This is a genomic window from Paraburkholderia haematera (assembly GCF_905220975.1).
GTDB lineage: Bacteria > Pseudomonadota > Gammaproteobacteria > Burkholderiales > Burkholderiaceae > Paraburkholderia > Paraburkholderia haematera.
Genome location: NZ_CAJNBK010000003.1, coordinates 216,654 through 228,595 on the forward strand (window position 1 = coordinate 216,654; position 11,942 = coordinate 228,595).

Here is an 11,942-nt window from a genome sequence, read left to right on the forward strand (position 1 = left end):
GAAACGGCGAACGCGCGCCATCAACTGTGGTATGAACTGAACGGCTAACTCTTCACGCTACGCCAGGCGTAAGCGGACAGCGTGGCGAGACGTTCCACACTCTGAATCTCTTACCTGGCTGCTTTAAGTGGGTACGTTAGCTGGACGCGGTGTAATTTTCGCGTCAACGTTCAGCAGTGCTGTCCTGCTCGTATCGCATGCCGTGCGAGCTGAGCAAACGGTACAGCGTAGTGCGTGAAATGCTGAGCTCGCGCGCGGCGTCGCCGAGTCGCCCGCGGTGCCGCAGCAGCGCGAGTTCAATGGCTTGCCGCTCCGCCGTCTCGCGTGCCCGGGCGAGGGTCACGGGCACAACCGCGACGTAAGCGGAAAGCTCGAGGTCGTCCGCGCTGATCGTTCGCCCTTCCGACATCACAATGGCGCGACGAACCCGGTTGATCAGTTCCCGCACGTTGCCAGGCCAATCGTATTGATGCATCGCTGCGATCGCGCCCGGCGAAAAACCGTACAGCCGGCGGCTTGCATCCTTTCTGTAACGATCCAGCGTGTACAGCGCGAGCAGTTCGATGTCCTTGCCGCGCGCGCGAAGCGGCGGTTCGTCGATTCTCAGTACGCACAAGCGGTGGTACAGGTCCGCGCGAAAGCGTCCGTCTTCGATCGCGGCCTCCATATCGACGTGAGTCGCGGAAATTATGCGCACGTCGACTTTAATCGAACCGTTGCTGCCCAGGCGGTCGATGGTGCTTCCCTGCAGGAAACGCAGCAGGCTCGCCTGACTCTCGAACGGCAGATCGCCGATTTCATCGAGAAATACGGTGCCGCCGTGAGCCGCTTCCACGCGCCCTATTCTGCGTTGACTCGCGCCCGTGAAGGCGCCGCGCTCGTAGCCGAACAACTCGGACTGCAGCAGGTGCGGCGGAATCGCGCCGCAGTTGATGGCGACGAACGGCGCGTCACGACGCGCCGAGCGCGCGTGAATCGCCGCCGCTGTCAACTCCTTGCCCGTCCCGGATTCACCGGAAACGAAGACGGGCGCGTCGTTTGTCGCGACTTTGCGGATCGATTGGAATAACGCGAGCATGGCATCGCAGTTGCCGATCATCTCGCCTTCCGCCGCGGACGTATCGACTAACGCGGGTTCGCCGAGCGAGATCATGCCGCAGGCATGGCCTACCGTATCGACAATCCTGGCGTTCGTGGCGGGAAGCGTCACGTAGTCGAAGCAGTAGTCGCGCACCAGTCGGCGTACGGCGGCGTCATCGAACTCCGGCGCCGCGGTCATCGCCACCCAGCCGACGTTCGGCATTGCCACGCAGGCTTCCAGCGCGGCCATGTCATGGCCATCGAACACGCTCGACAGATCGACCAGTCCGCCAGCCAGCGAGCCGTCATCCACGGCTTGCCGGACATCACGAACCGAACCGGCGACCTCAACCTCCCAATCACGCTCTTCGAAGCTCGCCAATAGCTCCGGCGAAGGGTCGCGCGTGAAGTAGATGACACGCCGCGTAATGGCCTTGATTTTGTGCATTGTTTTTTATTTTCCCGCAGAGCCCGCTCTGAGACGCGTTGTGCTCAGGTGCCTCGCCGCTGCGTTGTTCCAGTTGCCCCGTGAACGCGGATGCCTGTCCTCGCAAATCAGGCGCGTACCAGGGGCTGCCATTTCATGATGCATCGGGTTCCATCAAGCCGACAGCGCTGCGAACGTTGGCTGGAGAGAAGCCGGATGCGATAACGACAGCCGATCATACGCGGCTGCCGGCTTGCTGCGACGCGCCCTGACTATATTTGATGATTGAGTTCGGCATGGCCTCTGCCGCCTCTGCCGCCTCTGCTGCCTCTGCTGCCTCTGCTGCCTCTGCCCACGTTAGCTGGTTAAACCTGTCGCAGAGCCGGTCAGGCCTTTGAGACTATGCCTCGCGCCTCAGTTTTCTGAAGAACTTGCGGATCTCGGCAGCCAGCATATCGGGCTTTTCCATCGCGGCGAAATGGCCACCGCTCGGCATGTCGGTCCATTGCACGACGTTGAAAGTCCGTTCGAGCCAAGTGCGCGGCGGATGGTGGATCTCCTTGGGAAACTGCGCAAATCCGACCGGCGGCAGGACGCGTTGCCCCTCGGCGAAGCGCATGGGCTGCAAGCGGTTTTCCCAATACATCTGCATCGCTGGGCCGATACTCTGCGTGTACCAGTAAAGCGAAATGTTGGTGAGCAACTCGTCTTTCGAAAACACGCGCTCGATCTCGCCGTCGCAATCGCTCCATGCGCGAAACTTCTCGCCGATCCACGCAGCAAGCCCCACCGGCGAATCGTTCAGCGACGCCGCCACAGTCTGCGGTTTCGTGGCGTGCAGATGCGCATAGCCGCCTTCGAGAGCCGCCCACTCACTCTTCTCCCGCAAATAGGCCTCCTCTGCGGGCGTGAGCGGCATCTGCGCGGCGCCGCTTGCGGGCTCGTACGAGCTCGGCAGAAAGTTGAGATGAATACCGTCGACAACCGTGTGATGCCGTGCGGCGAGCGCGATCGAGACACCCGCGCCCAGATCGCCGCCTTGAGCGCCAAAGCGTTCATAACCGAGGCCACGCATCAGCGAAGCCCATAAATCCGCCACCTGAAACGCCGAAGTGGCAGGCGCCGCGGGTGCCGCCGAAAACGCGAAGCCGGGCAGCGACGGAACGACGACGTCGAACGCATCGGCCGGATCGCAGCCGAAGGCGGCCGGATTGCATAAGCGCTCGAGCAGCGCGTGGAACTCGAAAAACGATCCCGGCCAGCCATGCGTTATCACGAGCGGATAAGACGTCGGGCCGACGCCGCGCCGATGCACGAAGTGCACGCGCTGACCATCGACCTCGGCGAGAAATTGCGGTTGCAGATTCAGCCTGCGTTCGGCCTCGCGCCAATCGAAACGCTCGGCCCAGTACTGCGCGAGTTCGCGCAGCCAGGTTGAATCGGTGCCTTGCTGCCAGGCGGGCGACGGCGTAGCCGGTGCCCAGCGTGTCGCGCGAATACGCCGGCGAAGATCGTCTATCTCGGCTTCCGGCACGGCAATCTGAAACGGTTCGATCTGCATGTCAGTTCATCCGGCGCAAGATGTGGGGATAACGGGCGCTCAGGATTCGATAGCGCCGGTCCCGGCAATTCAGCGGGGGAGCGAAGCTTCAAAACAGGCACGGAGCGTACGCAGCAATTCTGCATGGTACACAATGGGCGGATTTCCCGTTTTGCGTCCCGGAGACCACCATGCTTGCAGCGCTCGCGGCTCTACTCATCTTTCAATGCCTTGGAGAAGGCGTGTCATATGTGTTCCATCTGCCGGTGCCAGGTCCGGTGATCGGCATGCTGCTGTTGTTCGGTTTCCTCATGCTGCGCCCGCGGGCCGCCGATGCGATCGAGCCGACCGCGCTCGAATTGCTGCGCCATCTGTCCTTACTCTTTGTGCCGGCAGGCGTCGGCATCATGGTGTCGGCGAACCAGATTCGCGGCGACGCTGTGGCAGTGATCGTCTCCATTGCAGTCAGCACGACGCTGGCGATCGCCGTCGCCGCGCTCGTCACCCGTGCGTTGATGCGGCGCCAACGCCGGGATCCTGCCACCTCGGAGGCCGTGTCGTGACCGCCATTCCCAAGCTCGGCGCCATCTGGGTTTATCTCGCCGCGAGCCCCTTGCTCGGCCTGACCATTACGCTGGTCGCCTACCTGATCGCCCAGTCCATCTACGCGAAGGCACGCTTCAATCCACTCGCCAATCCGGTGCTGATCGCCGTGGCGCTGCTGGTTGCGCTGCTCGAAATCACGCACACACCGTATGCCACCTACTTCGAAGGCGCGCAATTCGTCCACTTTCTGCTCGGGCCGGCGACGGTCGCGCTAGCGCTGCCGCTCTACCGGCAGTGGCCCAAACTGCGCCGGTCCGCCTTGCCGCTGATCGGCGGCCTCGTTGCCGGGTCGTTGACGGCTATCGTCTCGGCGGTCGGCGTGGCAGCGCTGTTCGGCGCTTCGCATCAAACTGTCGCGTCGCTTGCACCGAAGTCAGCGACCACGCCGATTGCGATGGCGGTCGCCTCCGAGATTGGCGGCATTCCGTCGTTGACCGCGGTGCTCGTGATATCCACCGGGGTATTCGGCGCCGTTTTTGCGCGTTTCATTCTGAACGCGCTGCGCATCGTCGAGCCGGAGGTTCGCGGATTCGCACTCGGGGTTGCGTCGCACGGCATCGGCACGGCGCGGGCTTTCCAGGTCAGCGAAGAAATGGGGGCATTTGCCGGCCTCGGCATGGGCCTGAACGGAATTTTTACCGCATTCGTCGTGCCGGTGCTGATCCCGCTCGCGGCGCGCTGGTTGTTGGCTTGAAAGCTTGAGGGGCTAGCGTTCGGTCGCACGGACGAACCCACTTATGCGCAGCTCGCTGAAGCGTTGCGCTAAACGGCGGCCTACACCGCTTCACGGACGCGGCGCGTTGGTCAGGCTCGGTGCGCCGCCGGGTCCAGCCGGGTCCGGATTGCCGAACGCGGGGAGACTGCCATCGGCGCGAGCGCGGGCGATTTCCGCGCGCACCTGTGCGCGTGTTTTTGGGCCGCTCTCTGACCTCAAAGGCGTCTCGATGGCGGGTGCGAACTGAGGTGGCCATGGTGTCGACTGCGCGGGCGCGGCTTGCGGGTTTGGCTGGGCTTGCGGGCCTGGCGGCGCTACCGGCGCCTGTTGTATCGGCTGTATCGGCTGGATGACAGCCGATACACTGGTTACGTTAGAGATGACCTTCGCTTCGGCCGGCACAGCGACTGACGAACTCGCAACAGCGGGTGCGCCGACACCATTCGCTCTCCCGCCCGGCACACTTGCCGCGCTAACAGCGGTTTCGGGAGCTCGCGAGGTCTTCGCGTAACGGTTTGAGTGCTCGCGAATTGCAACGTGGTTTGCGTGGAGCCGGCCCGTTTTCGAGGAAGACGGCGACGCAAGCCGTGCCGATTTCCCCCCTTGCTGCACCAGCTTTTCCGCATGCATGGCAGCCGGTGCGTGCTGCGCCTGCTCCGTGCGCGCCTCGACCTCTTTCTGGAGCGCGAGAACCTGTTCGTCGTCCGGGTGGGCCGGTCGTATCGCGTCCAGTTGCGCTTGCGCGGCGGCAAGATCGTTGCGCTGCAAACTTCGGCGCGCCGCCCGAAGATTCCCGGCAATGGCCGCTGCCGATTCGCTGCTTGCAACGACAGGCCCGGAACTCACCGAACCGGTTATCGTGTTGCCGCGGGTGTAATGAGCCGACGCGTTGTCGTGCTCCAGGCCGAGTTCGTCCGCCGGCAACCCGCTTTTGCCCGACTGCGAAACATACGCCGCGATCGCGAGCGCGCCGACAAAAAGGCTCGTGAGAACGATCTTCCTGGGTTCGCTGACCATGACGCCTCCCTCTCTATTCGCGGACATGCGCGTTCGCGGCATCGCAAACGTGCCCGAATTCATCAGAGAGTTCACAGCGAATCAATCGATGCCGCCGCAACGACCGCGAGTTCGGCCGATACAGTCATCTACGAATCAGAGTGCAAGCTGGATGCGTGCTATGTTTTATTTATAGTCGCCAAACGTCAATTCGTCCGCTTGCATGGGCGTGTTGTCCGAAAAAGCCTGCTTGCTGGCCTGGCCTTCCTAGGACGATTGTTTGAACTGCGAATCAATGAAAAGAGGGTTTGAATTCAGCGTTTGAATTCGGCGCATGCAACGCGTGCCTACACAAGTGGCCCCTCGGTCTGCTTGCCGCGCACGGCAACCACAATCGAGCTTCCGACAATCAACGTGATACCGAGCAGCGACATGCTGCCGATCGTCTCGCCCCACACGATATAGCCGAATAACGTAGCCCACACGATGCTGGTGTAGTTATACGGCGCGAGCGCCCCGGCATCGGCCTGTCGAAATGCCATGGTCATCAGCAACTGTCCTGCCGTGGCAAATCCGCCGAGCAACGCCATCACCGCGAGTGCCTGGATAGAAGGCGTGCGCCACGCGAAAAACAGCGATGCCCCGGTGACGATGGTGCCGATCACCGTGAAATACAGCACCGTGGTGCCCGAATCGTCGGTGGCGCGAATCCGCTTGATCTGAATGATCGACAGCGCGCCGAAAAATGCGCTCGACATCAGCAGCACCGGACCGAGCCAGCTCGAATGCGAACCGTCCGGGCGCACCACGAAAAGTACGCCGACAAAACCGGCCGCGGCAGCAAGCGCGTCGCGCGGCTTGAGCGTTTCCTTCAGAAGGAGCGGTGCAAGAACGATGACCAGCAAGGTCTCCGAGTAGACGATCGCCACCGCCTCGCTCAGCGGGACATAAGGCAGCCCTGCAAAGAACAGCCCCGAGGCGCCGAGCAACGTCAGCGCGCGCAAGGTCTGCCCGCGTACATCCATATGCCTGAGACGCTCGATAAGCGGCTTGCCGCGCAGGCAAACCGCAATCGCAGGCAGCAAGCCGAACACCATCCGGAAGAATGTCACTTCATTGGCCGGATAGGCGAGCGCCACGGATTTCGCCAGCGCATCGACGAGCGCGAAGCAGAACATGGAAACGAGGATCAGCGCGACGCTGCGCTGCGGCACGGCTGTATTCCGGACAGCGGTGATGGGCGGCATAAGCTTTCCTGGGCGCGCGGAGCAGCGCGCCGCTTTGATATCACCCCCAATGAAAGGGTGAAGTAATCGGAAAACGGATTATGCCTGTAGCGCCTCGACTGATCGACTGGAAAAACTGTGCGCTCACGTCACGCCGAGTTTCGTGAGCAGTGCGTTGGCCGCTGCTTCCGACGACGCGGGATTCTGCCCCGTGATCAGATTGCCCGCGACCACGATATGCGATTGCCAATCGGGCCCCTTCGAATACCTGCCGCCGTTCTTCTTCAACATATCCTCGACAAGGAAAGGCACCACCTCGGTAAGACCGACTGCTGCTTCCTCGGCATTGGAGAAACCGGTAACCGGCTTACCGCGCACGAGAGGCGTTTCATCCGGCGCTTTGGCATGGCGTAGCACACCTGGTGCGTGGCACACCGCGCCGACGGGCTTTCCCGCGGCATAGATCGCTTCGATCAGGGCAATTGAATGGGGGTCTTCGGCAAGATCCCATAGCGGTCCGTGACCGCCGGGATAGAACACCGCGTCATAGTCCGCAGCCGACACGGTGGCAAGCTTCGCCGTACTCGCCAACGCGGCTTGCGCGTGTGCGTCCTTCCTGAACCGGCGGGTCGCGTCGGTCTGCGCATCGGGATCGTCGCTCTTCGGGTCGAGCGGCGGCTGGCCGCCTTGGGGTGAAGCGAGCGTCATCTCGACGCCCGCATCCTTGAACACGTAATAGGGCGCGGCAAACTCTTCGAGCCAGAAACCGGTTTTCCGGCCTGTGTTGCCGAGTTGGTCATGTGAAGTCAGTACCACCAGAATCTTCATGGAAACCTCGCGAGCAAGTTCAATTCGCGCTGCATCGAGCCGTCGAGCGGAGTCTCCGGCGCAAGGCGTTCTGGCAGTATAGGCGGCTATCCAGAACGCAGAAGATGTTTTCCGGTTTTGCTACGCGCGCCCTTCGCGGCGTGCAGCCAACAGCCGCAGCGCGCCGGCGGCTAGCAAGATTCGCCGAACGGCCGCGCGCGTCACATCACAACGCCGCGTCAGCCAGCATAAATTTCAGGGTTCTCCACCAGGGGCAAGAACTGCCCTGTGCTGCCATCGAGTGCCAGCATCGTGCCGCTTTCGATGTTGAAAATCCAGCCGTGCAGTCGCAGCGTTTTGCTCGCAAGGCCCACGGCCACCGACGGATGCGTTCGAATGTTCGCGAGTTGAGCCATCACGTTATCTTTGACCAGAGCGTCGAGGCGCTCGGCATCCGATGCGTAGGTTCGTGACGCGTTGATCGCTTTCGCCGCGTCGGCGTGACGGAGCCACCCCGCCACCGCCGGCAAATGGTCGAGGTTCTTGCACGTGCAGATCGCCGTCATCGCCCCGCAATTGGAGTGACCGCAAATCACGATATCCCGCACGCCCAGTACCGCCACCGCGTATTCGACGGTCGCCGATACCCCGCCCGGCTCCGGACCGTATGACGGCACGATGTTGCCCGCGTTGCGGATGACGAACAGCGCGCCCGGCTCCACCTGAGTCAGTAATTCGGGAACGACACGGCTGTCCGAGCAGGTCACGAACAGCGTGCGCGGACTTTGCGCAGCCGACAAACGTTTGAACAATGCGCTCTGCTGCGGGAAGACTTCGCGTTGAAAGCGGATAAACCCTTCTATGATTTCCTGCACGACGTTCTCCGGATAGTCAAAGCCTCAGCCAGCCGACCCTTCGGCAAAGGTCCAAGGCGTGTCTGCGATCGGTTCGCGCGACTATACCGCAGCCGCGGTCACGGCTTCATCCTTCGTCGGGCGACACGTCAAACCTGAGGTCGATTCTGAAGCACAAACTTTACGCCTGCACATTCCAACGCCGAAGACAAAAAAACCCCGGCTGTTGCCAGCCGGGGCCAACTCTCTCGCTCGCACACCGGAAACCGTGCGTGCATCAGTACTGTACCTGCGCGGACGAAGCGGATATATACGCGAGACTGGAAGAATCCTTTCCACCGCTCGCCCGCTTCGTGGCTCGAACCCAATCGCGTTGCGCTAATGCGCGCCGTCACTTCGCTGCACGCATAAGCGCAACACAACCGGGTCGATCGCCACTGACTGCGCCTTCGGCAAAGCTAGCGGATTAACGGCTATACATCGCGTTCCAGTCGGCAGAGGAAACCGCCGGGCGTCCGCTTTGCGATGCCCCTGCAACGCTGCCGCCGTAGCCGCTCATGCTGCTGTTTTGCGCGGCAATCCGTGCTTGCGCGGCCTGGATCGCGTCGGGATAATGCGCCTCGTCGCCGTCACCGACGCGATATCCCGCCTGCTGGAGTTGAACCAGTTCGGCACGCACCTGCTCACGTGTGATGCGGGAATTCGATTGCGCAAAAACGGCGGCCGAAGCAGCGAGCGAAGCAACGATAACGACAGCCTTGATCAAAGACTTCATGATAAAAACAACCTCCGGTGAGTAATGGGTTGCGGTCTGTCGCGTGATGCGCTCCGTGACCGCAGACCTAATATAGGCGCCGATTCCTCTGGGAAAAACGGTCGCACATCGAAGGGATTGTTGTTGAGTCTGGAGAAATCGCGCCGGCCGCACCCTGTCACCGTTTCGAATCGACAGCGCACGGCCGCACGAATAACGCAAACTTCGCGATTGCTACATAACTCGCCGCATGATTGCGCGTACCGCAATCAGAAGCGCGTGCGTAGACCCACGGTGCCCACCACCTGGTTGCCGGTCGAAGACGCGCCGCCGGCCGTATTGATGAAGGCGGTGTAGCCCTCGCCGCTCACGTGCTGAACCATCGCCTCGGCGTACACGTCCGTGCGTCGAGACAACGCGTAGACGGCCTGCAGATTCACCTGATTCCACTTCGGATCCGAACCAAACGTCGACGTGCCGCCCACATGCGCGTTCGTGTACGTGTACGAAGCACCGAGGCTCAGTGCAGGCGTCACCGCAACCTTGCCATTCACTTCGAAGTTGTCGAAACGCATGGACCCATGCGTCGCGCCAAACGACGCCGTATTCTCAAACTGGCTATGCGTGTAGACAAACCCCGTCGTCACCGGTCCGAAACCGTAGCTCAGGGCAGCCCCGGCCGTGCGCTGAACATCGGCGCCGAGCTGGAAACCGCCCGTGCCGTTGGCCGTCGATTCCGCGAGATCGACCGCGCCGCCGGTGTTCGTCGTCGAGTTGGAACCGTTGATCTGCAGGTAGCCCGCGGCCGCCTTGAACGGACCGTTGCTATAGCTCACCCCCGCGCTGTAGGCACGATTGATGGCGAAGCCGGTGTTGTTGGAAAACGCGTAGAGGCCGCCGAACGTCAGCCCGCCGTAGTTCACGCTCGTGTACTTGATGGCGTTGCTCATCCGCACCGAGTGGTTCAGGTTGTCGTTGTCGAACGGATGAGCGAAGCCTGTATCGCCGAAGGTACCGGCCGTGCCCGATAGCGGCGCGACAAAATCGACGAGCGAATCGTATTGGCGACCGAGCGTGAGCGTGCCGAACTGCGTGCTGCTCAGGCCGGCAAACGCCTGACGGCCGAACATGCGGTTGTTCTGGCCGAGCTTGCCGTTCTGCACGTTGTAGCCATCTTCAAGCACGAAGATGGCCTTCATGCCGCCGCCGAGATCCTCGCCGCCGCGCAAGCCGAAGCGGCTGCCGTTGATATTGCCGCTCGTCGCCTGAATAAGCGCACCCTGCGTGCCGCCCTTCTTGACGTTGTTGGTATACATCACGCCCGCATCGATGAGGCCATAGAGGGTGACCGAACTTTGTGCGTTCGCCGCGGTAGCGGCAAGTCCTGCGAACGCCGCGACTGCGGCAGAAATCTTTTTCACGGTAATGCTCCTGCGTAGCTGAGGTCTGGTTTTGAACAGCGACGCGAAGTATAAAAACCCGCAGCCGTAAAACGACTGGCTGAGCTTTGGAGCAGTCCTTTATAGATTGGGAAACAATCGTTCATCAACATGCAGCAATCCAGACGCGATGCGACCGGGCGCGATGTTTTGACCACCAGAAGGCCCTGACCGGCGCGCTGGCGCCGCAGGTCAGGTTGCGTGCGAACAACACGCCGGGTTGCCGGCGAGATGCGCTATTTCATGCGTTGCCACACGACTTTCGAGGATCCATAGCCGAAGGCGCCCGGCGTGAAGTACGTCAACCGGTCGCCGTCGAGCGTGAATGGGCGACGCTGAACCTCGGCGTCCCAGTTCGGGAAGGTGCTCTTTTTAATGTGAAAGACGATAACCTGCGCCGCCGTGTCCACGGTATACGAGCCGAAATGCGCGACATTGCCGCGGGCGACCTTTGCGTTCTCTTCCACTGTGCTTTGCTGCCGGTCCCCGGACGTGAATTTCGGCAGGTCGGCACTCAGCACGAGCAGCACGTAGCGGCCGTCATTGCCGAAGATGAGTTGCCCTTGCGGATGCGGGCCAAGCAATTCTATTTCGTTGCCGCTCTTTGCCACCGTCAGCGAGACGAGCGACCACGATCCCACGAGGCTGTCCGCCGCTTGAGCAACAGCTTTTGGCACCGGCACGCAGAATGCTACGAGCGCCAGCGCGATGGCGGCGAAAAACTGCTGCGTTGGTTTCATGACGTTCTCCACGCGCGCGAGGACGTGAAGTCAGACGAATCCGTCGCGCTTCGCCAGCACCTGCGTAAAGATTGGCCGATCCGCCGATCCGCCGTCCGATTGCACGGCGCGCCGTTCCGGGACTCGACCGCGTACCGGCGTCCACGTTCGCGTGGAGGCGACGATGTCGGGCGAGACAAAATAAAATGGGGATTGTGGCCGGGTGCTTTGAAGCGTAGGTGGTTTGCTGGCGAAAAGCTATGGGAGCGGGCCCGGCGCCCACATGCCGGCCCGCCCTCCCAGGTCAGGATCCAGGCCGCTCGGGCCTCAGTTGAAATCCCCGGTTTCCAGCTCCACGGATTTCCCCCCATTTTTTTCGAGGACCCGGCGCGTCGCATTTTCAATCCGCGTGCGATTGGCTTCAAAGGTCCCGACCAGATCGTGGGCCGAGGGACCCTCGTTGCCAAAATGGTCGTTCAGCGCGTCCAGCGACACGCTGCACCAGACGTCAGTCCCATCGACATTGGCTTCGAAGGCGACGCGCGCCGCTGCCACCACTTCACGGCGTCCGGTGAATTCGATCCTCATAATGACCCTCCATTTGGCGAAATTCACGCTGAATGGGCGAAACCTGTGCCAGGGCGCTTTAGCGTTGCTTTAACTCCGCTTTAACTTCGCGCTTTAGCCCGGCCACCACTGTCCGCGTTCAGCGCATATTCTCCGCAAGGTGCATACTCGACCTCGGCCGCCTTCTGACGGCCGCGCTTTTTGCGTCCCGG

General features: G+C 61.8%; 12 protein-coding genes. 2 read left to right on the plus strand and 10 right to left on the minus strand.

The window, feature by feature from the left end; translation table 11 throughout:
- Positions 1–163: 163 nt before the first annotated feature.
- Positions 164–1,528, minus strand: a complete 1,365-nt coding sequence (locus KHO23_RS08275) for a sigma-54 dependent transcriptional regulator (RefSeq protein ID WP_407946039.1) — start codon at positions 1,526–1,528, stop codon at positions 164–166.
- Positions 1,529–1,907: 379 nt separating this feature from the next.
- Positions 1,908–3,068 carry an epoxide hydrolase family protein gene (locus KHO23_RS08280; RefSeq protein WP_211610523.1) on the minus strand — a complete coding sequence of 387 codons (1,161 nt, stop codon included), beginning with the start codon at positions 3,066–3,068 and terminating at the stop codon, positions 1,908–1,910.
- Between the two features lie 170 nt (positions 3,069–3,238).
- Here KHO23_RS08280 and KHO23_RS08285 point away from each other — a divergent pair, with 170 nt between their 5' ends.
- Both KHO23_RS08285 and KHO23_RS08290 read left to right on the plus strand, forming a co-directional pair.
- The gene (locus tag KHO23_RS08285) at positions 3,239–3,610 is read left to right on the plus strand and encodes a CidA/LrgA family protein (protein ID WP_211610524.1); all 372 of its coding nucleotides are present in this window, start codon (positions 3,239–3,241) and stop codon (positions 3,608–3,610) included.
- Positions 3,607–4,347: an LrgB family protein gene (locus KHO23_RS08290; protein WP_211610525.1), complete on the plus strand. Its 741-nt coding sequence runs from the start codon at positions 3,607–3,609 to the stop codon at positions 4,345–4,347. The genes KHO23_RS08285 and KHO23_RS08290 overlap by 4 nt, the downstream gene beginning before the upstream one ends.
- 90 nt (positions 4,348–4,437) lie before the next feature.
- On the opposite strand, the gene KHO23_RS08295 is transcribed toward KHO23_RS08290, so the two are convergent.
- The 8 genes from KHO23_RS08295 to KHO23_RS08330 form a co-directional block, all read right to left on the minus strand.
- The gene (locus KHO23_RS08295; protein WP_211610526.1) at positions 4,438–5,385 is read right to left on the minus strand and encodes a DUF4148 domain-containing protein; all 948 of its coding nucleotides are present in this window, start codon (positions 5,383–5,385) and stop codon (positions 4,438–4,440) included.
- A gap of 326 nt (positions 5,386–5,711) precedes the next feature.
- Entirely contained in the window at positions 5,712–6,611 is a 900-nt protein-coding gene (locus KHO23_RS08300) for a DMT family transporter (RefSeq protein WP_211610527.1), read from the minus strand.
- Between the two features lie 123 nt (positions 6,612–6,734).
- Positions 6,735–7,418: a type 1 glutamine amidotransferase domain-containing protein gene (locus tag KHO23_RS08305; RefSeq protein ID WP_211610528.1), complete on the minus strand. Its 684-nt coding sequence runs from the start codon at positions 7,416–7,418 to the stop codon at positions 6,735–6,737.
- Positions 7,419–7,636: 218 nt separating this feature from the next.
- Positions 7,637–8,272, minus strand: a complete 636-nt coding sequence (locus tag KHO23_RS08310) for a carbonic anhydrase (protein ID WP_211610529.1) — start codon at positions 8,270–8,272, stop codon at positions 7,637–7,639.
- Between the two features lie 445 nt (positions 8,273–8,717).
- A complete protein-coding gene (locus KHO23_RS08315; protein ID WP_211610530.1) occupies positions 8,718–9,026 on the minus strand; it encodes a DUF4148 domain-containing protein in 309 nt (102 codons plus the stop codon).
- A gap of 248 nt (positions 9,027–9,274) precedes the next feature.
- A complete protein-coding gene (locus KHO23_RS08320) occupies positions 9,275–10,426 on the minus strand; it encodes a porin (RefSeq protein WP_211610531.1) in 1,152 nt (383 codons plus the stop codon).
- A gap of 254 nt (positions 10,427–10,680) precedes the next feature.
- On the minus strand, positions 10,681–11,184 hold the full coding sequence (locus tag KHO23_RS08325; RefSeq protein ID WP_211610532.1) for a lipocalin-like domain-containing protein: 504 nt from the start codon (positions 11,182–11,184) through the stop codon (positions 10,681–10,683).
- Between the two features lie 306 nt (positions 11,185–11,490).
- Positions 11,491–11,751: a DUF1488 family protein gene (locus tag KHO23_RS08330; RefSeq protein ID WP_211610533.1), complete on the minus strand. Its 261-nt coding sequence runs from the start codon at positions 11,749–11,751 to the stop codon at positions 11,491–11,493.
- Positions 11,752–11,942: the final 191 nt, after the last annotated feature.